Genomic DNA, 23043 nt, shown 5'->3' on the forward strand with positions numbered 1-23043 from the left:
CATTTCAGTCTTCATCGGTTTCGGCCAGCAGTTCCAGGCGCAGGCTGATCAGGCGCTTGATACCGCGGCTGACATGCGCTTCGGCCAGCGCGCCGGCCAGCACCGCGTCTCCCGCGACCAGCGCCTGCAAGATGGCCTGATGCTCCTGCTCGACCACCGCCACATCGCTGCCGCCCGCCGCGTCCATCCACAACAGTTCGCCCACTTCGGATTGCAAGCGCATCTCTGCGTTGGTCAGGCGCAGCGACTGGGCGGCCGCGGCCACCTCGATGTGGAAACGGGCATCGGCGCGGTGCCGTGCCTGGCGCGAGGCCGCTTGTCGGAGCATGTCGATGTGATGGGCGATGCGCGCCTGCTGCTCGGGCGAACTGCGCCGGGCCGCCAGGCGCGCGGCGGTGCCGGAAATGGCGGTCTGCTCATCGCCCAGGTCGCGCAGGTCCGGGCCGCTCATGTCGCGCAGGCGTTGCAGCAGCAGCGCCTCGGGCAACTCGATCGGCGCGCAGACGAAACTGCCGCCGTTACGCCCGCGCCGGGTTTCGATCAACCCGCGCTGGCGCAACACCACCAGCGCCTCGCGCAGGGTGACGGTGGCCACGCCCAGTTGCAGCGCCAGTTCCGCCTCGCTGGGCAACTGCTGGCCTTCGGCGAACAGCCCCAGTTCGATGGCCTCCACCAGCCGGCGCGCCACCTCATCGGTGCGCCCTTCCTGGCGCAGCCGGATGAATGCGGTGTTACGAGCACTATTAAGGGCAGTCATTGCCTCTCCCTATCGAGCATTGCAGAGCCTGAAGCCAGCCTCGGCGAAAAAATTCAATCCCGCATCTTATAGCGAAGAAGCGGACGCTTGATAGCACCGAATTCGCCTCGACTTAGCCTTTTCAAGCCAGTTGGCAAGCATCAAACTTTAAGATATGGTTTCATATGTTTAAAGCAGGAACGCGAGCATCCACGACGTCCGCGCCTGCATCAGCGATTTCCGTCAACAAATCCAACCAAGGAATACGCCATGCAAACCCGACTCCTGATCAATGGCCAGTTGATCGATGGGCAAGGTGCTCCCTACGCCGTGTACAACCCCGCCGAGGGCAGCGTTCTGGTGAACATCCCCGAAGCCAGCAGCGCTCAGGTTGACGCCGCAGTGCAGGCCGCCGACCAGGCGTTCGACGGCTGGTCGCAGACCCCGCCGAAGGACCGCGCGCACCTGCTGCTCAAGCTGGCCGACCGCATCGAGGCCGAAGCGCAAACCCTCGCCCGCCTCGAATCGCTGAACTGCGGCAAGCCTTATCAGGCCGCCCTCAACGATGAAATCCCGGCCATCGCCGACGTCTTCCGCTTCTTCGCCGGTGCCAGCCGTTGCCTGTCGGGCTCCGCGGGTGGCGAATACCTGCCGGGCCACACCTCGATGATCCGCCGCGACCCGCTGGGCGTGGTCGCCTCCATCGCGCCGTGGAACTACCCGCTGATGATGGTCGCCTGGAAACTCGCCCCGGCCCTGGCCGCCGGCAACGCCGTGGTGCTCAAGCCGTCCGAGCAGACGCCGCTGACCGCCCTGGCCCTCGGCGAAATCATCGCCGAGCTGTTCCCCGCCGGCGTGGTCAACATCCTTTTCGGTCGCGGCCCGAGCGTCGGCGAGCCACTGGTCAATCACGCCAAGGTGCGCATGGTCTCGCTGACCGGTTCGGTCGCCACCGGGGCGCGCATCATTTCCAGCACCGCCAGCAGCGTGAAGCGCACCCATATGGAACTGGGCGGCAAGGCACCGGTGCTGATCTTCGATGACGCCGATATCGACGCCGCCGTCGAGGGCATCCGCGCGTTCGCCTTCTACAACGCCGGCCAGGACTGCACCGCTGCCTGCCGCCTTTATGTTCAGAAAGGCGTCTACGAGCGCTTTGTCAGCCAGTTGGGCGAGGCGGTATCAAGCCTGCGCATGGGCCTGCAGGACGACCCGGAGACTGAACTCGGCCCGCTGATCACCCGCGATCACCTTGAGCGCGTGGCCGGTTTCGTCGAGCGCGCCAAGGCGCAGCCGCATATCCGTGTGGTCACCGGCGGCAACCGCGTCGACGGCCCGGGCTTCTTCTTCGAGCCGACCGTTCTGGCCGATGCCCGCCAGGACGATGAAATCGTTCAGCGCGAAGTCTTCGGGCCGGTGGTCAGCATCACCCCGTTCGACGACGAAGCGCAGGCCCTGGCCTGGGCCAATGACTCCGACTACGGCCTGGCTTCTTCGGTCTGGACCCGCGACGTCGGCCGCGCCAACCGCCTGGCCGCGCGCCTGCAATACGGCTGCACCTGGGTCAACACGCACTTCATGCTGGTCAGCGAAATGCCCCACGGCGGCATGAAGCAGTCGGGCTACGGCAAGGACATGTCGATGTACGGCCTGGAAGACTACACCTGCGTCCGCCACGTGATGTTCAAGCACTGATTCGCACCGAAGGGGTGCCTTGCGCCCCATTTCGCGGCACCGATCCGGTCGCCGGCACCACCCTTCACCTTTGCAACACCTGATGAAACCGGCCCAAAACCGGCCTTTACGATAAAACATATAAAACCATAGGCAATATGGCATAGGTTCTGCTTTATCCCCGACACGAAGCAGAAACCGGTCGCCATTGTTACCAACCGGCCCAAAACCGGGGTAACGACTTACGAGGTGTGTCACCCATGCTTATCACCGGCATCAAGAGCCGTCCGGTCTACGACCGGCTGCAACCCATGACGGGCGGCCTGCGCCACCTGATCGCGGGCCAGGGCAGCGGCGGCGCGGCCATGCTGCGCCTGATCGCGGACATGTCCGCCGAACAGCGCCACAACAGCGCCCTGCTCTACTCCACCGAATCCTTCTCCGGCCACACCCACTTGCAGGACCTGCAAGACGCCGACGTGGCGGGACTGGAAGTGTTCCCCAGCAACCAGGCGCTGCTCGACGCCCTGCGCGAACGCCTCGGCGCCGCCCACATGGGCACCCGCCTGTACCTGAGCGGCTCGGAAAGCTTCATCGGCACCGCCATGCAGGCCGCCAACGAAGTCGACCTGAACCGCGACGAAGTGCTGCGTGAACACAGCGGCACCCTGGTTCGCCGGGTCTGGTGCGCGCACTGCGACACCTACACCGAAAACGTCGCGCAGCGTGTCTTCACCTGCCCCGGTTGCCAGCTCAACCTCGTGGTACGCGACCACTATTCCCGTCGTCTGGCCGCCTTCCAGGGCATCAAGGCTGACGGCGAAGTCCCAGGCGAACTGCCCGCTGCCGAGGAGCTCGACACATGAATACCCATAACGGCACCCTCGCCGTCCGCGTGGCCCGGATCGAACCGCTGACCCCGGAAATCACCCGCTTCACCCTGGTCGATCCGGACGGCAAGAGCCTGCCGGCCTTCTCCGGCGGCAGCCATGTGGTGGTGGTCCTCGAAGACGGCGACAAGACTCACCGCAACGCCTACTCGCTGATGAGTTCGCCCTACGACGCCAGCGCCTACCAGATCGCCGTGCGCCGGGTCAGCGAAGGCCGCGGCGGCTCGCGCTACCTGCACGACCAGGTGAGCGAAGGCGACCTGCTGCAAATCCTGCAACCGGCCAACCTGTTCCCGCTGGCCAAGCACGCCCGCCAGCACCTGTTCATCGCCGGCGGCGTCGGCATCACCCCGGTGTATTCGCAACTGGAAGAGCTGCAACTCAAGCAGTCCACCTTCGAGCTGCACCTGGCCGTGCGTGGCCCGGAACACCTCGCCCTCGGTCGCGAACTGCAAGCCCGCTACGGCGCCCGGGTGCATCTGTATGTGCAGGGCGAGGACGAGCGCATGGACATCCCGCGCATCCTCGCCGGCCGTCAGTTGGGCAGCCACGTCTACGTCTGCGGCCCGGACAGCATGATCGACGACACCGTCGAAAGCGCCCACGCCCTGGGCTGGACCGACAGCCACATCCACTACGAACGCTTCGTCGAGCAAGGCTCCAACGGCCTGCCGTTCAGCGTCACCCTGGCGCGCCAGGGCGTGACCATCGAAGTGCCGGCCGAACAGTCGCTGCTCGAAGCCGCCGAACAGGCCGGCTACACCGTGCCGTACCTGTGCCGCGGCGGCGCCTGCGGCTACTGCGAAACCGAAGTGCTGGAAGTCGAGGGCGAACTCGACCACCGCGATGACTGGCTCAGCGACGAAGACAAGCTGAGCAAGCGCAAATTCATGCCCTGCGTATCCCGCGCCAACTGCAGCCGCCTGGTCGTAGACCTCTGAGACAGGAAGACAACACATGACCGTATTCAAGCCGATCGAAACCTACGCCGACGTCGACGCCAGCGACTTCACCTACAGCAACAGCCGCGATGCGGTGCTGCGCCTGCCCTTCCCCTACCCGGAAGACCAGTACATGTACTCGATGAACGTCGAACCGCATGTACCGTTCGGCGAGGGCGCGCTGCGCGGCCAGTTCGACATCGACGAACACTACATCTCCGAATGCCATCACCGCGCGCAGATCCTCGAAAGCCAGCCGGGCGTGCACTACGCCGCCCTGCCGCACATGATGGAAGCGCAGTGGGACTTGCTGGAACTGCTGATGGAGTCCTATTCCCGGGACTACCCCGAGCATTTCACCCTCGAGAAGAAAGGCACCCAGTGGCACTGGATCAACCGTCCGCTGCAGCTCGACGACACCTTCGTGTTCGGCGACGCCAGCACCCTGCCGATGGACCCGATGGAATACATCACCCGTCAGGCCCAGGGCGAATTCATCCTCCTCGAAGAGCGTGACGACACCCTGGTGATGGGCGCCGGCATGGCGACCCAGCGCGCCGACTACTCGCTGCGCTTCAACCTCGGCATGAGCTTCATGGAATTCCACGGTCCGGTGCCCAAGCTGCATGAAATGGGCATCCTGCAGCGCGCGCTGAAATTCCTCCTGCGCCTGCGTCCCGGCCACCCGGTGCGCCGCACCAACTGGTCGATCACCGTCAACCCGCGCCTGGAAACCTCCGCCGAGACCCTGCCGGACTGGGCGCCGGACCGCACCATCGTCACCGCGGAAAATGCCGGCGAGCTGGTCAACCTGCGAATCGAGCTGCAACCGCTGCACCGCCTGCCGCGCAGCAACGCCGTGCTGTTCCCGGTACGCACCTACCTGGTCAGCCTCGCTCAACTGGCCGAGTTCGCCCCGCAATGGGCCAAGCGCATGCACCGCGTAATCCGCGACCTCGACCAGGAACTGGTGGACTACAAGGGCTTCACCCGTTACCGCGAGGCCATGGTGACCTGGCTGTCGCAGTACGACGACGGCACGCCAGTCGACGAAAGTCAGCAGTAAAACTCCATCAGCGCGCCGATAATGGCGCGCTTTTTTGCGTGCACTCCGGGAATACACAATGAAAACAATACGCAACGTCCTGCCTGAAAGCTGGAGCCTGGTGTTCTCCGCCGCGGGGTCCGCCTACGGGGTTGGCCTGCTGGGCCTCTGGGCCCTGCCGTTCCTGATCAGCGCCATCATCCACGACCTGCAACTCAACGAAGCCCAGGCCGGGCTGCTGATGTCGGCCGAATTCGGCTTCACCATGCTCGCCTCGCTGCTGGTCGCGCCGTTCATGGGCCGCGCGCCACGCCGCACGCTGGCGTTGGCCGGCACCCTGTTGGCGATTGCCGCCAACCTGGTCAGCGCCAACATCGAGAACCTCTACGCCCTCGCCGCCGTGCGCTGCATCGCCGGCATCGGCGCGGGCCTGGCCCTGGCCTGCGGCAACGCCGCGGTGGCCAGCGCCAAACACCCGGACCGCATCGCCGGGCACATGAACGTGCTGTCGGTGCTGCTGATGATCGTGGTCATGCTGGGCTACGCCAAGGTCATGGCGCTGTACGGCCTGCCCGGCCTGTATTACGCGATGGCGGCGACCATGGCAGTGATGCTGCTGGCGATTCCGGCGATGGCCCAACGGGCACTGCTGCCGGAAACCGTTATCGCCAGCCCGGCCGGCGGCAAAGGCAATGTGCTGCTGAGCCTGCCGGCGGTTTGCATGATGCTCGCCATGTTCGTCTTTCAGGCCCGCGACACCATGGGCTGGGCCTTCGTCGAACGGATCGGCACCATGGTCGGCTACAGCGGCGACGAACTGGGCGTGCTGTTGTCGGTGCAATCGGTGGTCGGCCTGATCGGCCCGCTGCTGGCGGCGATGATCGGCAAGCGCTTCGGCATGAGCACCCCGGTGATCCTCGCGGTGCTGCTGACCGGCGGCACCAGCCTCGCCTACGTGCTGGGCGAACACTCCAAGACCATGTACACCGCCGGCGTCATGACCATCTGCATCACCTATTTCTACGCCCTGAGCTACCTGACCGGCCTCGCGGCGGAACTGGACCGTGAAGGTCGCGTGGTGGCGGCGGCCGGCAGCTTCCTCAGCCTCGGCCTGGCCGTGGGTCCGGCGATTTCTGGCGGGTTGATTTCCCTCGGCGGCTTCACCCTTGCAGCGTGGGGCATCGCCGTGACGGTGATCCTGACCCTGGCGCTGGTCAGCGTGCCGCTGGCGCGGATTCGCCGGGAGCATGTGGTGGCGCAGTTGGCGGCGGCTGTTTGAGCTGAGGGCCCCATCGCTGGCTCGCCAGCGATGAGGCCCCGACCGGCTAATGCAATTGCAACGTCGAATTGATCTGACTGATCGCATCCACCACATGCTGCGAGCCCTGCTGGATCTCGAGGATCACTTCCCCGGCCTCATTGGCCAGTTCCACTCCCAGCCCGGTGCGGCTCAGGCTTGACTGCATGCTGGCCACGGCATTCAGCGACAGGTCGTGGTTCTGCCGCACCACCTCGACAATCTCCAGCGTCGCCTTGCTGGTGCGCGCCGCAAGGTTGCGCACTTCATCGGCCACCACCGCGAACCCGCGCCCGTGCTCACCGGCCCGGGCCGCCTCGATGGCCGCGTTGAGCGCCAGCAGGTTGGTCTGGTCGGCGACGCCGCGGATGGTCTGGACAATCTGTCCGATCAGTTCCGACTGGCGACTCACCGCATCGATGCTGCGCGCCGCTTCGTTGAGGTCGTGGGAAATTTCTTCGATCACGTGCACGGTCTGCTGCACCACCTCCGAGCCCTTGCGGGCGCAGGCGTCGTTCTGCACCGAGGTGGCGTGGGCGGCCTCGGCGGCGGATTGCTGGGTGCAGACCTGCTGAGTGATGTCGCTGGCGAACTTGACCACTTTGTACAGCCGGCCATGGGTGTCGAAGATCGGGTTGTAGGAGGCTTCGAGGTAGACCATCTGCCCCAGCTTGTTGACCCGTTCGAAGCGGTGCGAATGGTATTCGCCGCGGTTGAGCGAGGCCCAGAACGCCTTATAGGCCGGCGACTCGCTTTCGCTCTTGTGGCAAAACAGGCTGTGGTGCTGGCCGACCACCTCGTCGAGGCGGTAGCGCATGGTGGTGAGGAAATTGTCGTTGGCCTTGATCACCCGCCCGTCGGGGGTGAACTCGATGACCGCCATCGAGCGGCCGATGGCTTCGAGCAGGCAGTCAGCCTCGTGCTCGTGAACCACCCGTTCGGTGATATCGGTCGCCACCTTGATGATGCTGGTGACCTGCCCGCCCGTGCCGAACACCGGCATGTAGCTGGCTTCGAGCCAGATTTCCTGGTGCTGCCGGTTCAGTCGCACAAAGGTCCCGCTGCGCGGCTCGCCCCGCGCCAGGTCGCGCCAGAGCTGGCGGTAGTCCTCGGTCTTGGTGAAGGCTTCCTCGCAGAACATGCGGTGGTGTTGACCGCGGATGTCTTCGAGGCGGTAGCCCATGGTGTTGCAAAAGTGCTCGTTGGCGTCGAGTACTACTCCGTCGGGGCTGAACTCGATCATCGCCATGGAACGGCTGATCGCGGCCAGTTTCGCGTTGGCCTCAGCCAAGGCCCGGTTACACCGCTCGATTTCTGCAAGATCGGTTTTGCGATGGGAGTCAAACATGTCGCGCTCACTCCATGGGCGGAATTGAGCTAAGCGTAGATGCGCCAAAGCGCGCTGCAAGCAGTCTGCCAGCACCGCTTATCGGCTTTAATCAACTGCTTTCCCGCACCATCAGCTCGAAACCGAGGTCGCGGGTGAGCGCTTGCCCACTCTTTCCGTCGAGCAAGGCCAGCAGCGCTTGCGCCGCGTGATGGCCTACGGCGGCCCGTGGCGTGCGGATCGAGGTCAGTCGCGGGACCATATGGGCCGAGGCCGGCAGGTCATTGAAACCGACCATCGCCACCTGTTCCGGCACCGCGATGCCCTGGCGTTGTGCTTGATAGATCGCGCCTTGGGCAAGGTCGTCGTTACAGAAAAACAGGCCGTCGATATCGCCGTGGCGGGCCAGCAACTGGCTGAACAACTCACCGCCCAGACCGATGGACGACGGCTGCGGCACCAGCAATTCCAGGGACGGGTCGTACAACCCGGCCTCAAGGAGGGCCTGACGGAAGCCTTCGGCGCGCTGCATAACCCGTGCATCCAGTTGCGCGGCGATAAAGCCGAGGCGCCGCCGCCCGCGCTCGATCAAGTGGCGGGCCACGGCACGACCGGCGTCTTGCTGGGAGAAACCCACCGACAGCGTTCCCGGCGCGTGGCTCAGTTCCATCATGTGCACGCAAGGCACGCGGCTGGCGGCGAGCATCTGTCGGGCGGCGTCGCTACGCTCGAAACCGGTGAGCAGCAGGCCGCGGGGCTGATAGGCCAGGTAATTGCGGATGAGGTTTTCTTCCACCGTGACGTCGTAGTGGTAATTGCCGATCAGCACTTCCAGGCCGCGAGGGCGCAGGACGTCATGAATGGCGTCGAGGGTTTCAACGAACAACTGATTGGACAGCGAAGGAATCAGCACCACCACCGACTGGCTCTGCGCCGACGCCAGGGCGCGGGCGGCCGGGTTGGCGACGTAACCCAGTTCAGTGGCAGCGGCGCGGACCTTTTCCACCAGATCCGGCGCCACCGTGGCGACACCGCGCAGGGCGCGGGACACGGTGATCGGGGAAACCCCGGAAAGCCGGGCCACTTCGGCCAGCGTGGGACGTCCGGTGGTGCGGGAGGTGCTGCGGGTCATGGGGGCTCGGGGGCAAGACGCAAAGACCGGCAAGGTTAGAGATGCGGCGGCGGGCTGGCAAGGATTCAGGCGGGTAGGTTTTGGTGTGATTGAGGGTAGTAGCCACCAGGCGTATGCCGGAAGTTTTCCAGCGCTCTTGAGATCGAGCGCTACCCGCGCATCGCGAGCAAGCTCGCTCCTACACAAGTTGCAACGCACCATGGCCTGCGGAAATGGCGTTGCGGGCCTTGGCGCATGCACGACTGTAGGAGCGAGCTTGCTCGCGATGCGCGGACAGCGCTCGATCTTGAGAGCGAAGAAAAACCCTCGGCTAGCGCCTGGTCACGATGAAATCTCCCTCAACCCAAACTCAAAACGCCGCCTTGAACACCGCCTCGATCTCCGCCTGGCTCGCCGGCCGTGGGTTGGTCAGGCCGCAGGCGTCTTTCAGGGCGTTGGCCGCGAGGATCGGTACGTCTTCCACCTTCGCCCCCAACGCCGCCAATCCCGGCGGGATGTCGATATCCCGGCTCAGTTGCTCGATCGCGGCAATCGCCGCCGCCGCGCCCTGCTCCGCGTCCAGTTCGCGCACCTGCGCACCCAGCGCCGCCGCGACATCCCGCAGCCGCGCCGCGGCCACCCGGGCGTTGAAGCGCTGCACATGGGGCAGCAGCACCGCGTTGCACACGCCGTGCGGCAAGTCATAGAAGCCGCCCAACTGGTGCGCCATGGCGTGCACATAGCCCAGCGACGCATTGTTGAATGCCATGCCGGCGAGGAACTGGGCATACGCCATGTTCTCGCGCGCCTGCATGTCGGTGCCATCCGCCACGGCCTGGCGCAGGTTGGCGCTGATCAGTTCGATGGCCTTCAGCGCGCAGGCATCGGTAATCGGCGACGCCGCGGTGGACACGTAGGCCTCCACTGCATGGGTCAGCGCATCCATGCCGGTGGCGGCGGTCAGTGATTTGGGCATGCCGACCATCAGCGCCGGGTCGTTGACCGAGAGAATCGGCGTGACGTTGCGGTCGACGATGGCCATTTTCACGTGGCGCGCTTCGTCGGTGATGATGCAGAACCGGGTCATTTCGCTGGCTGTGCCGGCGGTGGTGTTGATCGCCACCAGCGGCAGTTGCGGCTTGGCCGAGCGATCGACGCCCTCGTAGTCGGCGATTTTGCCGCCGTTGGTGGCGCACAGGGCGATGCCCTTGGCGCAGTCATGGGGCGAACCGCCGCCCAGGGAAACCACGAAATCGCACTTCTCGCGTTGCAGCATCGCCAGGCCCTGCTCGACGTTGGCGATGCTCGGGTTCGGTTTGGCGCCATCGAACACCGCGGCATCGATATCGCGCAGCGCCAGTTGCTCGACGATCCGCTCGGCGACGCCGGCCTTGGCCAGGCCCGCGTCGGTGACGATCAAGGCCTTGCGAAAGCCGTAGCCGACAATCGCGGCCATGGCCTCGTCAAGGCAGCCGATACCCATGATATTCACGGCTGGAATGAAAAACGTGCTGCTCATGGTCTTGTCCCTCAGTGGCTTTATCTCGGTACTTTCAAGCATCCACCTGTCCTGACCAGCACGTGTTGATCTACGACAATTCAGCCAAGAAACAGCCGGTATGCCGGATTATCGGTCTCGTCCCAATAGCGATAACCCATGGCATCCAGCGCGCCCGGCAGGCCCTCGCGCTCCTCCGCCGGCACTTCCAGGGCGGCGAACACCCGGGCTTCGGCGGCGCCGTGGTTGCGGTAATGGAACAGGCTGATGTTCCAGCGTTTGCCCAGGCTTTCGAGGAAGCCCAGCAACGCGCCCGGCCGCTCGGGGAATTCGAAACGCAGCACGCGCTCGTCCGCGCCCGGCCCGGCATGCCCGCCTACGGTGTGGCGGATGTGCAGCTTGGCCAGTTCGTTGTCGGTCAGGTCCACCACCTCGTAGCCCTGTTCACGCAGGCTGGCCAGCAGTACGTCGCGCGGATCGTTGACTGGATGGGTCTGCACGCCGACGAACAACCGCGCTTCCTTGCCGGGGTAGTAGCGGTAATTGAACTCGGTGATCTGCCGCCGGCCCAGGGCCTGGCAGAAGGCGCGGAAGCTGCCAGGACGCTCGGGGATGGTCACCGCGATCACCGCTTCACGCTGCTCGCCCAGTTCGGCGCGCTCGGCGACGTGGCGCAGGCGATCGAAGTTGACGTTGGCGCCGGAGTCGATCGCCACCAGGGTCTGCCCGCGCACGCCACGGGCGGCCACGTATTTCTTGATCCCGGCGACCGCCAGCGCGCCGGACGGCTCGGTGATGGAGCGGGTGTCGTCGTAGATGTCCTTGATGGCCGCGCACAGTTCGTCACTGCTGACGGTGATCACTTCGTCGACGTAGTGCCGGCAGACATCGAAGCAATGCGCGCCGATCTGCGCCACCGCCACGCCATCGGCGAAGGTGCCGACCTGCGGCAGCACCACCCGCTCGCCGGCCGCCAGGGCCGCCTGCAGGCAGTTGGAGTCGTGGGGCTCGACGCCGATGACCTTGACCTCGGGCCGCAGGTATTTGACGTAGGCGGCGATGCCGGCGATCAAGCCGCCGCCACCGACCGGGACGAAAATGGCATCCAGCGGGCCCTGCTGCTGGCGGAGGATTTCCATGGCCACGGTGCCCTGGCCGGCAATCACGTCCGGGTCGTCGAAGGGCGGGACGAAGGTAGCGCCTTCGCTCTGTGCCAGTTGCAGCGCATGCGCGAGGGCACGGGGGAAGGCGTCGCCGTGCAGCACCACGTTGCCGCCGCGAGAGCGAACGCCCTCGACCTTGAGGGCCGGGGTGGTTTCCGGCATGACGATGGTGGCGACAATGCCCAACTCGCGGGCCGCCAGCGCCACGCCCTGGGCATGGTTGCCGGCGGACGCGGTGATCACGCCGCGATCACGCTGGGCCTGGGTCAGCCGGCTGAGGCGGTTGTAGGCGCCACGGATCTTGAAGGAGAAGGTCGGCTGCAGGTCTTCGCGCTTGAGCAGCACTTGATTGCCCAGTTGCGCCGAGAGGGCGCGGGCCGGTTGCAGCGGGGTTTCAATGGCCAGGTCGTACACCGGAGCGGCAAGAATCCGGCGCACATAGTCCGACAGCAGGTTCGGTGCGCCAACGGCTGTACTGGGGCATGCGGTGAGGCTGGTCATCGGTAACTCCTGGTTTTTTCAAAAAGCCCAGGAGTCGAGAGAAAGAACCCGCCTCCAGGGCGGGTTCGGTGCAAGTGCCAGCTAACCCGCCAATCTGATAATGGCGGTAATAATGCTGCGGGTCGGCACAAGCGGGAGGTTCGTCATACCAGCGAAACTAGCGAAGTGCCTTTACCAAGTCAACGACTGATTCAAAAAGCTTCCGGCAGCCACCTGCCGGGGGCGAGAAAGGCATCGATACCGTGCCAAGTTAACTGAGCCGGGTCAGTGCGGTGATCTTGCCATGGCGTGTTGCATGATCGACCGGTTCGTCCGCTGCATAACATCCTCGTGAGCCCACAATGGCAGGGGAAGCACAATAAAACCGTGATGGTCGGAGAAGTCATCGAGCACTGTCAGGTGCAAGATGGCAATACCGCTCGCCGTGGAAGCCGCCGAAAAAATACCGTCCTCCGTGACGTTGCAGGTAGCGGGCATGAGCATTCGCTCAAGCACATAGTCGCCCACCTCGTTCAGATTGACCGGAACGCCTTTACGCAGGACCTGAAGCTGGACGCGATTGGTTTCAGGCTGGCTCTGCGCGCTGATGAACATCGGCACCGAGGGGGTAACGTTCAGTACCAGTATCGTGATGTCCTGTTCGTCTTCCGGGGCATGGGAATACGTGCTTTTGACGCGCACCCTCTCCAGATAAATGGCCTGCTTTTGCGTGCCTGGAGCGGCCGCCTGGTAGGTACAGCTCAGTCGATTGGTTGCTGTACCGAGCGTTCCGCCCATGCCAGGGGAAACAATCCGCCAGGACAGCGTCGACGCGTGCGAGGAGGGAATCGCCGCCGTCATGCTGACACTCTTCCCGGCGCTGCAGACCTCAAACGTCGGTGAAACCGCCAAGGGGTGTTTCAAAATGGAAACCAGTGCGCAAGAGCGCAAATCCCGCCCTGCGACTTTCCAACTGGCCGATACCGTGACGTTCTCGCAATCACTCTTCATCGACGCGGGCTCAGGCGGAACGTAATTGCCAACGGTGCTGATAGAGCCGACGTTGCTGTTGGCCGGATCCGTTCCACGCGCACTCCAGCTCAGTACCCAGTTACTCACCGGAGGTACTGTGGAGAAGCCGAAATAGGCCCCCGCCCAGATAACCGGAAATGCCGGAGTGACGTCATACACACTGCTCGACAGTTGAAGGTCGCCGTACCACCCTTGATGCGCCGCCGGTTGCCCACTAAAGCTGATGTCGTTCACTAACACCTGATAGTGGTCACCAAAACCGATGCTACTCCTGACTTCGGGGAGTTCTCCTCCACCGGTATCCCCGGGAAACTCCTTCGCGGAGTCCCAGAACGTCAGGGTCGATATCGTGTAGCGCTTGGACGCGGTGTGCTCTGGTATCGGGTACAGGAAGTCCGGGCCAGGAAATGAACCGTCGGCGTTCTTTTCGAAACGCACGAACATCAGCAGTGCGCCGCCTCCCAGCGTGGAAGATGAGCTATCCCGCGTTCCGGGGACGGGCATGACGCGCATGACAACCTTTTTCGGCACGGGAAAATCATCGGCGAGCTGGCCCAGATCGTACGTCCGTTGTGCTTCAGGCAGGCTCTGAAAGACATGCTTGAAGCGCTGGCCAATTACCTGCTGAGACTGCGTGTCGAGCACGAAGTTGGCCGAGAACTCGGTGCCCTTGCTGATATCCAGGACAATTCTTCGACCGTCACCCACCTGCCCGGTCAGTTCCGTCAGCGGCACGCCCAAGGTCAGTTGAGGCCCGCCAACGGGCAGCAGGTTTCGGACCGTGCCGATGTAAGGCACGGCGCCCGTTATCGTTACCTCCGTGATGATCGTTCCGCTGATGCAGTCCATGCTCAGGCGCAGCGAGTCACCTTCAAATGAAGCCACCGGCGCCCTGAGCCTGATGCCCTGCATGTGTTCGGTGGAGTGCGTGAGGTCGATGCTTTGAGAAATTGCCGGTATGAAGTCGCTTTGGCTGAACCGATGGATGTACTGCTGTTGAAGCAGTTCGTTGATCATGTCCCGATCATAGGCAACGATCATCTCCCAGCCCAGGCCTCTGGGCCCGCTTGCAAGCCAGGACTTCAGTTGCGCCAGCGAAGGTTTGGCCATGTTGAAGCCCCTCTCAGAAGGACTTCAGTAAGCCTCTTGGGCCATGAGCGACACAACTGGCATTTTTATCAGGTCAACCCGCCAAACCGCTTGTAAAACCCCTCACCCGCCTCGGGCAACGGCCCGTCTGCCGTCTCCATCGCCGCCTCCAGCCACTGCTCGGCGGCGGCGTGGATCAACCGGTAGATATTGCGGCACAACTGCCGCGCCGCGCGGCCTTCCCAATCACCCGGCAGCAGTTCGTCCGGCAGTTGCGGATCGCGCAGCAGCAGCTTGCGGTACTCATGGATCAGCAGCACCCGCGCCAGGAAACAGGCTTTCGGGTCGAGGGTGTCCTGTTCCTTGAGGCTCTGCCACAGCGGCCGGAACAACTGGATGAACTCGCTGTAGTGCGCCGCCAGTTCGTCGATCTTCCAGCTTTCGCGTACCTGCATGCGCAGCGCCTTGGAGGCCAGCACGTCCTGGGCGGTGGTTTCGAAGAGGATGGTGTCTTCCTGCGCGCCGAGGTCCGCGAGGGTGGCGCTGACATCCGCACGCTCGCAGCGCGGGCAACCCAGCACGCCGGGGGAAATGGCGCCGAAGCCTTGCCATTCCAGTTCCTCGCGGACTTCCTTGCGCTTGTCCTGCGGCAACTGGGTCAGCACCGCCAGGCACCAGGAGCCGTCCCACGCCGGTGGATTGGCGGCATAGACACGCTTGAAGGCTTTCTCGAAACGCCGCCGCCCGGTGCCGGTGAGGCTGTAGTAGCTGCGCCGGCCGACTTTCTCGGCGGTCAGCCAGTTTTCCTTGGTCAGGCGAAAGATCGAGGTGCGAATCAGCCGTTCGTTGATGCCCATGGGTTCGAGCAACTGGATCAGGCTGCCCAGCCAGACCGTCCCGCCACGGGGTTCGATGGCATCGCCATAGAGGGTGATGATCAGGGAACTGGCGCGAACCGGGGTCTGCTGCTGGAAGCGGTCGATCAGGTGGTCGAGTGGCGTGAGGGACGACATAAGCGTTCCGGTCAGAAAAGGAAGGAATATACCCGCGCGCCCGCAGCATGACCATGCTCGGCGCGCGCCGGCGGTTCAGGCGCCGCCCGGTAATTTCGGGCGCACGGCGTCGTCACGGTAACGGCCGCGGCCGGCCTCGATTTCACTCAGCGGCTCGCACTCGCGCAGGCTTTCAAGGCAGCGTCTGGTCAGTTGCTGATAGGCGCGGGTGCCGGTCTGTTTCCAGGCCACTTCGTCGTCGCTCAGGCGCCGGGTCACTTTTGCCGGCGAGCCCAGCACCAGCGATTGCTCCTCGCAGTGGAACCCGGCCTTGACCAGCGCGCCCGCCGAGACGATGCAGCGCGGAGCGATGCGGGCGTTGTCGAGCACCACCGCGTTCATCCCGATCAACGCATCCTCGCCCACCCGGCAGCCGTGCAACACCGCGCCGTGGCCGACATGGCCGTTGCGCTCGATCACCGTATCGCTGGCCGGAAAGCCGTGCATGACGCAGGTGTCCTGCAGGTTGGCGCCCTCCTCCAGGACGATCCGTCCGAAGTCACCGCGCAGCGCGGCCAGCGGGCCGACGTAGCAGTTCGGCCCGATGATCACATCACCGATCAATACCGCCGACGGGTGCACATAGGCGGTGGGGTGAATCACCGGGGTCAGGCCGTCAATGCTGTAACAAGTCATGCCATTTCTCCTCGAAAACGATACGCAACAGGCGGACTCACGAAAACCCTTAACACGAGGTTTTACTTAGGAATAACGGACTTCCCTGAGTATTACAATCGATCATTGGACACATTTTTCATTGTCGATATTGTTTTTCTGTATCGCATTATGCCTATACTTTGGCGAAACGGCCATCGAGCCCGTCCAACAATAAAACGCCGACCCACGGGTCCGGCGAGCCTTGCGAGGAAGTCGTCATGCCGCACACCCTTGTGGTGCAGGCGCATCAGGCCACCCGCCTGATCACCCTGCATCGTCCACATGCACTGAATGCCCTGACCACCGAACTGCTGGGCGAGCTGGCGGACGAACTGCAACGCTGCGCCGATGACCCCGAGGTCCGCGCCGTGGTCATCACCGGCAGCCGCAAGGCCTTCGCCGCCGGCGCCGACCTCAACGAGATGGCCGAGCGCGACCTCGTCGGCATGCTCGACGACCCGCGCCAGGCCTACTGGCAAAAAATCACCCGCTTCCCCAAACCGCTGATCGCCGCGGTCAACGGCTACGCGCTAGGCGGTGGCTGCGAACTGGCGATGCACGCCGACATCCTTATCGCCGGCGACGACGCCCAGTTCGGTCAGCCGGAAATCAACCTCGGCATCATGCCCGGCGCCGGTGGCACCCAGCGTCTGCTGCGGGCGGTGGGCAAGTCGCTGGCGATGCAGATGGTCCTCGCCGGCGAATCCATCAGCGCCCGTCGCGCCCTCGATGCCGGGCTGGTCAGCGAAATCACTCTGCCGGAACTGACCGTCGAACGCGCCCTGCAGATCGCCCAACGCATCGCTACCAAAGCGCCGCTGGCGGTGCGCCTGGCCAAGGAAGCCCTGCTCAAGGCCCAGGACCTCGACCTGGCCAGCGGCCTGCGCTTCGAACGCCACGCCTTCACCCTGCTGGCCGGCACCGCCGACCGCAACGAAGGCATCCGCGCCTTCCAGGAAAAACGCCCGGCCGATTTCAAAGGCCGTTAAGAGGACCCGCCATGAGCTACCAGCACATCCTGTTTTCCATTGAAGCCGGGGTCGCCACCCTGAGCCTCAACCGCCCCGAGCAACTGAACAGCTTCAATACGCTTATGCACCAGGAAGTGCGTGACGCCCTGAAGACCGTGCAGAACAACAGCGACGTCCGCGTCCTGCTGCTGACCGCCGAAGGCCGCGGCTTCTGTGCCGGGCAAGACCTCAGCGACCGCAACGTCGCCCCCGGCGCGGAAATGCCCGATCTCGGCCTGTCCATCGAACGCTTCTACAACCCACTGATCCGCACCCTGCGCGAACTGCCGATCCCGGTGATCTGCGCGGTCAACGGCGTCGCCGCGGGCGCCGGGGCCAACATCCCGCTGGCTTGCGACCTGGTCCTGGCCGCGCGCTCGGCGAGCTTTATTCAAGCGTTCTGCAAGATCGGCCTGATTCCCGACTCCGCCGGCACCTGGGCGTTGCCACGGCTGGTCGGCATGGCCCGGGCCAAGGCGCTGACCCTGCTGGGCGAGCGCCTGAGCGCCGAGCAGGCGCTGGAATGGGGGCTGATCTACCGCGTGGTCGATGACGCCGAATTGCGCGACCAGGCCATCGCCCTCGCCCGCCAGCTCGCCACCCAGCCGACCTACGGCCTCGGCCTGATCAAGCGCAGCCTGCACGCCAGCCTGGACAACAGCTTTGAACAGCAACTGACCCTCGAACGCGACCTGCAGCGCCTGGCCGGACGCAGCGAGGACTACCGCGAAGGCGTCGCCGCCTTCATGGAAAAACGCACGCCGCAGTTCAAGGGGTACTGAGTCGATGAGCGCACTCAACAGCAACGTGCCCGTCGCGGTGATCGGCGCCGGCGCCATGGGCGCCGGTATCGCCCAGGTGGCCGCCAGCGCCGGGCACCGGGTCTGGCTCTACGACAACCGCCCCGGCGCCGCCGCCCAAGCCATCGACGGCATCGCCCGGCAACTGGCCAAGCGGGTCGATAACGGCAAACTGGCGGCCAGCGCCCGCGACGCCTGCCTTGCCGCGCTGGTGCCGGCGGACAGCCTGGAACGCCTGGCCGATGCCGGCCTGGTGATCGAAGCCATCGTCGAAAACCTGGAGGTCAAGCAGGCGTTGCTGCACCAACTGGAATCGCTCTGCGCCCCTGACTGCATCCTCGCCAGCAACACCTCGTCGATCTCCATCACCCGTCTCGGCGCCGGCATGCGCCGGCCCGAGCGCCTGGTCGGCATGCACTTCTTCAACCCGGCGCCGGTCATGGCCCTGGTGGAAGTGATCAAGGGCCTCGCCACCGATCCGAACGTTGCCGCGCGCGTGCTCGCCACCGCCTTGGCCTGGGGCAAGCAACCGGTGCTGGCGCGCTCCACGCCCGGCTTCATCGTCAACCGCGTGGCCCGGCCGTTCTATGCCGAAAGCCTGCGCCTGCTGCAGGAAGGCGCCGCCGACTGCGCCAGCCTCGACGCCCTGCTGCGCGAGGCCGGTGGCTTTGCCATGGGCGCCTTCGAACTGACCGACCTGATTGGCCACGACGTCAATTACGCGGTGACCTGCTCGGTGTTCGACGCCTACTACCAGGACATGCGTTTCCAGCCCTCGCAGATCCAGAAAGAACTGGTGGACGCCGGTCACTTCGGGCGCAAGAGCGGTCGCGGCTTCTATGACTACCGCGAAGGTGCCGTGCGCCCGTCCGCCGCCAGCCTCATCAGCCCGGCGAAGACGCCGGCCGTGATCGTCGAAGGCGACGCCGGACTGCTGCAGCCGTTGCTGGAGCGCCTGAGCGAACACGGCGTGAGCATCAGCCGCCGCGCCGGACGCGGGCTGCTACGGGTCGGCGGCGCCACCCTGGCCCTGAGCGACGGCCGCCTCGCCAGCCAGCGCGCCGCCGATGACGGTCTGACCGAACTGGTGTTGCTGGACCTGGCCCTGGATTACCGGCGCTGCACCCGGGTGGGCATCAGTTGGACCAACGGCACCTCGACCCACGCCGTGGACCAGGTCGCCGCGCTGCTGAACGCCGCCGGCATCGCCGTCACCCCGCTGCGCGACAGCCCGGCGCTGTGCGTGCTGCGCACCGTCGCGATGCTCGCCAACGAGGCCGCCGACGCCCTACTGCAAGGCGTGGCCTCGGCGGCGGACATCGACCTGGCGATGCGCGCCGGGGTCAATTACCCCCGCGGCCCACTGGCCTGGGCCGACCAGCTCGGCGCCGACACCCTGGTGAGCGTGCTCGACCACTTGCAAGCCGCCTATGGCGAAGAACGCTATCGCCCCTCCCTGCAACTGCGTCGGCAACGGGCCGAAGGAGCACGCTTTCATGAATGACCGTCTGGATCTGGCCAGCCGCTGCGCCCAGGCCCTGTTCGACCGCGACGCCGCCAGCCAGGGCCTGGGCATGCGCCTGCTGGCCAGCGGCCCGGGCACCGCGCGGGTCGGCATGAGCGTGCGCGCCGACATGCTGCAGGGTCACGGCACTTGTCACGGCGGCTTCCTCTTCACCCTCGCCGACTCGGCGTTCGCCTTCGCCTGCAACAGCCACAACGACGCCACGGTGGCCCAGGGTTGCAGCATCGAGTACATCGCCCCGGCGTTTCTCGACGACACCCTGACCGCCGACTGCACTGAACTGAGCCGCGGCAAACGCACCGGCACTTATGACGTCCGCATCGAGAACCAGCACGGCAAATTGATCGCGCTGTTTCGCGGCAAGTCCTACCAGGTACGCGGCAGCGTACTCGAACCGGAGACCCTGACATGAATGACGCCCTGATCATCGACGCCGTGCGCACCCCCATCGGGCGCTATGCCGGCGCCCTGAGCGGCGTGCGCGCCGACGACCTCGGCGCGGTGCCGCTGCGCGCCCTGATGCAACGCCATCCGCAGGTGGACTGGAGCCAGGTGGACGATGTGTTCTACGGCTGCGCCAACCAGGCCGGCGAAGACAACCGCAACGTCGCGCGCATGTCGTCGCTGCTGGCCGGCCTGCCGATCAGCGTACCCGGCGTCACGCTCAATCGCCTCTGCGCGTCCGGCCTGGAAGCGGTCGGCGCCGCCGCGCGGGCGATCCGCTGCAATGAAGCCGGGCTGGTGCTGGCCGGCGGCGTCGAATCGATGTCCCGCGCGCCGCTGGTGATGGGCAAGGCTGAACAAGCGTTCTCGCGCCAGGCGGAACTGTTCGACACCACCATCGGCTGGCGCTTCGTCAACCCGCTGATGCAGCAGCAGTACGGCATCGACAGCATGCCGGAGACCGCCGAAAACGTCGCCGCGCAGTTCAACATCAGCCGCGCCGACCAGGACGCCTTCGCCCTGCGCAGCCAGCAGCGCGCCGCAGCCGCCCAGGCCAGCGGCCGCCTCGGGCTGGAAATCGTGCCGGTGCCGGTCCCGCAGCGCAAAGGCCCGGCGAAACTGGTGGAACAGGACGAGCACCCGCGCGCCGACACCACCCTGGAACAACTGCAACGCCTCGGCACGCCGTTCCGCGAAGGCGGCAGCATCACCGCCGGCAATGCGTCGGGCGTGAATGACGGGGCCTGCGCCGTGCTCCTCGCCAGCCGCGAAGTGGCCCGCCGCTACAGCCTGAAGGCCCGGGGCCGGGTGGTGGCGATGGCCAGCGCCGGGGTCGAACCGCGAATCATGGGCATCGGCCCGGTGCCGGCGACCCACAAGGTACTGGAACTGGCCGGCCTGGCGCTGGCCGACATGGACGTGATCGAACTCAACGAGGCCTTCGCCGCCCAGGGCCTGGCGGTCCTGCGGGAACTGGGCGTGGCCGACGACGATCCGCGGGTCAACCCCAACGGCGGCGCCATTGCCCTGGGTCACCCGCTGGGCATGAGCGGCGCACGGCTGGTCACCACCGCCCTCACCGAACTGGAACAACGCCACGGCCGCTACGCCCTGTGCACCTTGTGCATCGGGGTCGGCCAAGGCCTGGCGATGATTATCGAACGCCTCGACGACTGAACACTGAACGCTCCATGGCGCCGGGTTATGCTTGGCGCCATGCACTCGGGCCGACGTGCCGGCCGCAGACAACAACAACATTAGAGTGAACCCATGAACATGCAGCTTTCCCCCGCCCCCGTGCTTGACCCGATGGAAACCGCCAGCGTCGACGAACTGCGCGCCCACCAGTTGCAGCGCCTGCGCTGGAGCCTGGAGCACGCTTACCAGAACGTGCCGATGTACCGGCAGCGCTTCGACGAACTGGGCGTTCACCCTTCCGACCTGAACAGCCTCGATGACCTCGCGCGCTTCCCGTTCACGGTGAAGAACGACCTGCGCGACAACTACCCGTTCGGCATGTTCGCCGTGCCGCAGCACGACATCGTCCGCCTGCACGCGTCCAGCGGCACCACCGGCAAGCCGACGGTGGTCGGCTATACCCAGAAGGACATCGACAATTGGGCCGATCTGGTGGCCCGCTCGATCCGCGCCGCGGGCGGGCGCAAGGGCGACAAGGTGCATGTCTCCTACGGTTACGGCCTGTTCACCGGCGGCCTCGGCGCCCACTACGGCGCTGAACGCCTGGGCTGCACGGTGATCCCGATGTCCGGCGGGCAGACCGAGAAACAGGTGCAACTGATCCGCGACTTCCAGCCCGACATCATCATGGTCACGCCGTCGTACATGCTCAACCTGGCCGACGAGATCGAACGCCAGGGCATCGACCCGCACAAGCTGGCATTGCGCCTGGGCATCTTCGGCGCCGAGCCGTGGACGCCGGAACTGCGCGCCTCGATCGAGGCGCGCCTGGGCATCACCGCCCTGGATATCTACGGTCTTTCGGAAATCATGGGGCCGGGTGTCGCCATGGAATGCGCCGAAAGTCGTGACGGGCCGACCGTCTGGGAAGACCATTTCTACCCCGAGATCATCGACCCGGTGACCGGCGAAGTGCTGCCGGACGGCGAGTTGGGCGAGCTGGTGTTCACCACCCTGAGCAAGGAAGCGCTGCCGATGGTGCGCTACCGCACCCGCGACCTGACCCGCCTGCTGCCGGGCACCGCGCGGCCGATGCGACGCATCGACAAAATCACCGGCCGCAGCGACGACATGCTGATCATCCGCGGGGTCAACGTGTTCCCGACCCAGGTCGAGGAACAGGTGCTCAAGGTCAAACAGCTTTCGGAGTGCTACGAGATCCACCTGTATCGCAATGGCAACCTGGACAGCATCGACATCCATGTCGAACTGCGCGGCGAGCACCAGCACCTGGGCGAGGCGCAGCAGAAAGAGGTGTGTTCGGAACTGAGCCGGCATATCAAGACCCATATCGGCATCAGCTCGCGGATCGTGTTGCAGCCGGCGTACTCGATCAAACGCTCGGAAGGCAAGGCGTGCCATGTGTATGACAAGCGCAAGCAGGCGGGTTGAAGGCTGAGTCCGTCTTCCGGGCCTCATCGCCGGCAAGCCGGCTCCCACGGGGATCGGCATGCGCCGGACCTTGTGGGCGCTGGCTTGCCAGCGAGGAGGCCCTCACCTCAGCTTCTGCCCACCAGACTGACGATCACGGCAAACAACTCCTCCCGCGCCTGCCCGTGCTCAATCTCTCCGGCCACCGCCGCCCCGGATAAAGCATCCGCCGCGCCCAGCATTCCCCATAACCCCGCGGTAGAAAGCGCCCCGGCAAAAGGCGCGAGCACCGCCCGGCATTTGCCGAGAAACTCAAGCTGACACTCGCGCTTCAACCGCGCCAGTTCCGGCGAGCCTTCCAGCGCCGCCAACACCCCGGGAATCTCCCGCCCTTCGGCCAGCACGCAGTCGACATAACTGTCGGCGATCGCCCGCGCCTTACCCGCCAGGCTGGCTTCACCCGCCGCCATGGCCGCGTCGATCAACAGATTCTGCCGCGTTTCGAAATCCCGGTAGAGCGCGGTCAACAAACCTTCCCGCGTACCGAAATGGTCGTACACCGTCGGTTTGGTGATGCCCGCCGCCTCGGCCAGCCGGCCCAGGCTCAGGGCATCGGTGCCCTCCGCGGCGATCAGTTGCCGGGAAACGTCCAGCAACTGCTCCAGGCGCTGCTCGCGGGTCAGGCGCTTGCGGGTGTCGCTCAT

The 23043-nt window shown here is 65.2% G+C and carries 20 protein-coding genes and 1 pseudogene; 11 read left to right on the forward strand and 10 right to left on the reverse strand.

The genetic code is table 11. The features are described from left to right. Positions 1 to 4: 4 nt before the first annotated feature. Positions 5 to 757, reverse strand: a complete 753-nt coding sequence (locus CKW37_RS07430; protein WP_095155039.1) for a FadR/GntR family transcriptional regulator — start codon at positions 755 to 757, stop codon at positions 5 to 7. 249 nt (positions 758 to 1006) lie between these two features. Between CKW37_RS07430 and CKW37_RS07435 the strand changes: the two genes are divergently transcribed. The 5 genes from CKW37_RS07435 (at position 1007) to CKW37_RS07455 (ending at position 6565) form a co-directional block, all read left to right on the forward strand. Continuing rightward, positions 1007 to 2431: a gamma-aminobutyraldehyde dehydrogenase gene (locus CKW37_RS07435; protein ID WP_095155040.1), complete on the forward strand. Its 1425-nt coding sequence runs from the start codon at positions 1007 to 1009 to the stop codon at positions 2429 to 2431. A 239-nt stretch (positions 2432 to 2670) separates the two neighbouring features. Beyond that, complete coding sequence (locus tag CKW37_RS07440; protein WP_095155041.1) at positions 2671 to 3276, forward strand: dimethylamine monooxygenase subunit DmmA family protein; 606 nt, start codon at positions 2671 to 2673, stop codon at positions 3274 to 3276. Continuing rightward, positions 3273 to 4241, forward strand: a complete 969-nt coding sequence (locus CKW37_RS07445; protein WP_095155042.1) for a PDR/VanB family oxidoreductase — start codon at positions 3273 to 3275, stop codon at positions 4239 to 4241. The genes CKW37_RS07440 and CKW37_RS07445 overlap by 4 nt, the downstream gene beginning before the upstream one ends. Before the next feature lie 16 nt (positions 4242 to 4257). Continuing rightward, positions 4258 to 5307 carry a DUF3445 domain-containing protein gene (locus CKW37_RS07450; protein WP_095155043.1) on the forward strand — a complete coding sequence of 350 codons (1050 nt, stop codon included), beginning with the start codon at positions 4258 to 4260 and terminating at the stop codon, positions 5305 to 5307. A gap of 58 nt (positions 5308 to 5365) precedes the next feature. Beyond that, positions 5366 to 6565: an MFS transporter gene (locus CKW37_RS07455; protein ID WP_095155044.1), complete on the forward strand. Its 1200-nt coding sequence runs from the start codon at positions 5366 to 5368 to the stop codon at positions 6563 to 6565. Positions 6566 to 6611: 46 nt separating this feature from the next. Here CKW37_RS07455 and CKW37_RS33550 read toward each other — a convergent pair whose 3' ends face one another. The 8 genes and pseudogenes from CKW37_RS33550 to paaY all read right to left on the reverse strand — a co-directional run bounded on the left by CKW37_RS33550 (position 6612) and on the right by paaY (position 15971). Then, positions 6612 to 7106: a methyl-accepting chemotaxis protein gene (locus tag CKW37_RS33550; protein WP_256587715.1), complete on the reverse strand. Its 495-nt coding sequence runs from the start codon at positions 7104 to 7106 to the stop codon at positions 6612 to 6614. A 42-nt stretch (positions 7107 to 7148) separates the two neighbouring features. After that, positions 7149 to 7931: pseudogene (locus CKW37_RS33555) on the reverse strand (PAS domain-containing protein); the annotation flags it as partial. A 91-nt stretch (positions 7932 to 8022) separates the two neighbouring features. Continuing rightward, on the reverse strand, positions 8023 to 9042 hold the full coding sequence (locus CKW37_RS07465; RefSeq protein ID WP_095155046.1) for a LacI family DNA-binding transcriptional regulator: 1020 nt from the start codon (positions 9040 to 9042) through the stop codon (positions 8023 to 8025). A 349-nt stretch (positions 9043 to 9391) separates the two neighbouring features. Beyond that, positions 9392 to 10540, reverse strand: a complete 1149-nt coding sequence (yiaY, locus tag CKW37_RS07470) for an L-threonine dehydrogenase (protein ID WP_095155047.1) — start codon at positions 10538 to 10540, stop codon at positions 9392 to 9394. An 80-nt stretch (positions 10541 to 10620) separates the two neighbouring features. Further along, entirely contained in the window at positions 10621 to 12183 is a 1563-nt protein-coding gene (gene ilvA / locus CKW37_RS07475) for a threonine ammonia-lyase, biosynthetic (protein WP_095155048.1), read from the reverse strand. 264 nt (positions 12184 to 12447) lie between these two features. Next, positions 12448 to 14304 (reverse strand): hypothetical protein, encoded by a 1857-nt coding sequence (locus tag CKW37_RS07480; RefSeq protein WP_095155049.1) that lies wholly within the window; start codon positions 14302 to 14304, stop codon positions 12448 to 12450. Between the two features lie 68 nt (positions 14305 to 14372). Continuing rightward, positions 14373 to 15296, reverse strand: coding sequence for a phenylacetic acid degradation operon negative regulatory protein PaaX (gene paaX / locus CKW37_RS07485; RefSeq protein ID WP_095155050.1), 924 nt, complete (start codon positions 15294 to 15296; stop codon positions 14373 to 14375). A gap of 75 nt (positions 15297 to 15371) precedes the next feature. Further along, positions 15372 to 15971: a phenylacetic acid degradation protein PaaY gene (gene paaY, locus CKW37_RS07490; protein ID WP_095155051.1), complete on the reverse strand. Its 600-nt coding sequence runs from the start codon at positions 15969 to 15971 to the stop codon at positions 15372 to 15374. Positions 15972 to 16210: 239 nt separating this feature from the next. Between paaY and paaF the strand changes: the two genes are divergently transcribed. The 6 genes from paaF (at position 16211) to paaK (ending at position 22360) form a co-directional block, all read left to right on the forward strand. Continuing rightward, entirely contained in the window at positions 16211 to 16981 is a 771-nt protein-coding gene (paaF, locus tag CKW37_RS07495) for a 2,3-dehydroadipyl-CoA hydratase PaaF (RefSeq protein WP_095155052.1), read from the forward strand. A gap of 11 nt (positions 16982 to 16992) precedes the next feature. Beyond that, positions 16993 to 17784: a 2-(1,2-epoxy-1,2-dihydrophenyl)acetyl-CoA isomerase PaaG gene (paaG, locus tag CKW37_RS07500; RefSeq protein WP_095155053.1), complete on the forward strand. Its 792-nt coding sequence runs from the start codon at positions 16993 to 16995 to the stop codon at positions 17782 to 17784. A gap of 4 nt (positions 17785 to 17788) precedes the next feature. Next, positions 17789 to 19306: a 3-hydroxyacyl-CoA dehydrogenase PaaH gene (paaH, locus tag CKW37_RS07505; RefSeq protein ID WP_095155054.1), complete on the forward strand. Its 1518-nt coding sequence runs from the start codon at positions 17789 to 17791 to the stop codon at positions 19304 to 19306. Next, complete coding sequence (gene paaI / locus CKW37_RS07510) at positions 19299 to 19739, forward strand: hydroxyphenylacetyl-CoA thioesterase PaaI (RefSeq protein ID WP_095155055.1); 441 nt, start codon at positions 19299 to 19301, stop codon at positions 19737 to 19739. The genes paaH and paaI overlap by 8 nt, the downstream gene beginning before the upstream one ends. Next, positions 19736 to 20947: a 3-oxoadipyl-CoA thiolase gene (gene pcaF, locus CKW37_RS07515; RefSeq protein ID WP_095155056.1), complete on the forward strand. Its 1212-nt coding sequence runs from the start codon at positions 19736 to 19738 to the stop codon at positions 20945 to 20947. The genes paaI and pcaF overlap by 4 nt, the downstream gene beginning before the upstream one ends. 93 nt (positions 20948 to 21040) lie before the next feature. Then, positions 21041 to 22360, forward strand: a complete 1320-nt coding sequence (gene paaK / locus CKW37_RS07520) for a phenylacetate--CoA ligase PaaK (protein WP_095155057.1) — start codon at positions 21041 to 21043, stop codon at positions 22358 to 22360. A gap of 107 nt (positions 22361 to 22467) precedes the next feature. Here paaK and CKW37_RS07525 read toward each other — a convergent pair whose 3' ends face one another. Then, positions 22468 to 23043, reverse strand: coding sequence for a TetR/AcrR family transcriptional regulator (locus CKW37_RS07525; protein ID WP_095155058.1), 576 nt, complete (start codon positions 23041 to 23043; stop codon positions 22468 to 22470).

Origin of the sequence: Pseudomonas sp. Irchel 3E13 (genome assembly GCF_900187455.1) — a bacterium.
Classification (GTDB): Bacteria; Pseudomonadota; Gammaproteobacteria; order Pseudomonadales; family Pseudomonadaceae; genus Aquipseudomonas.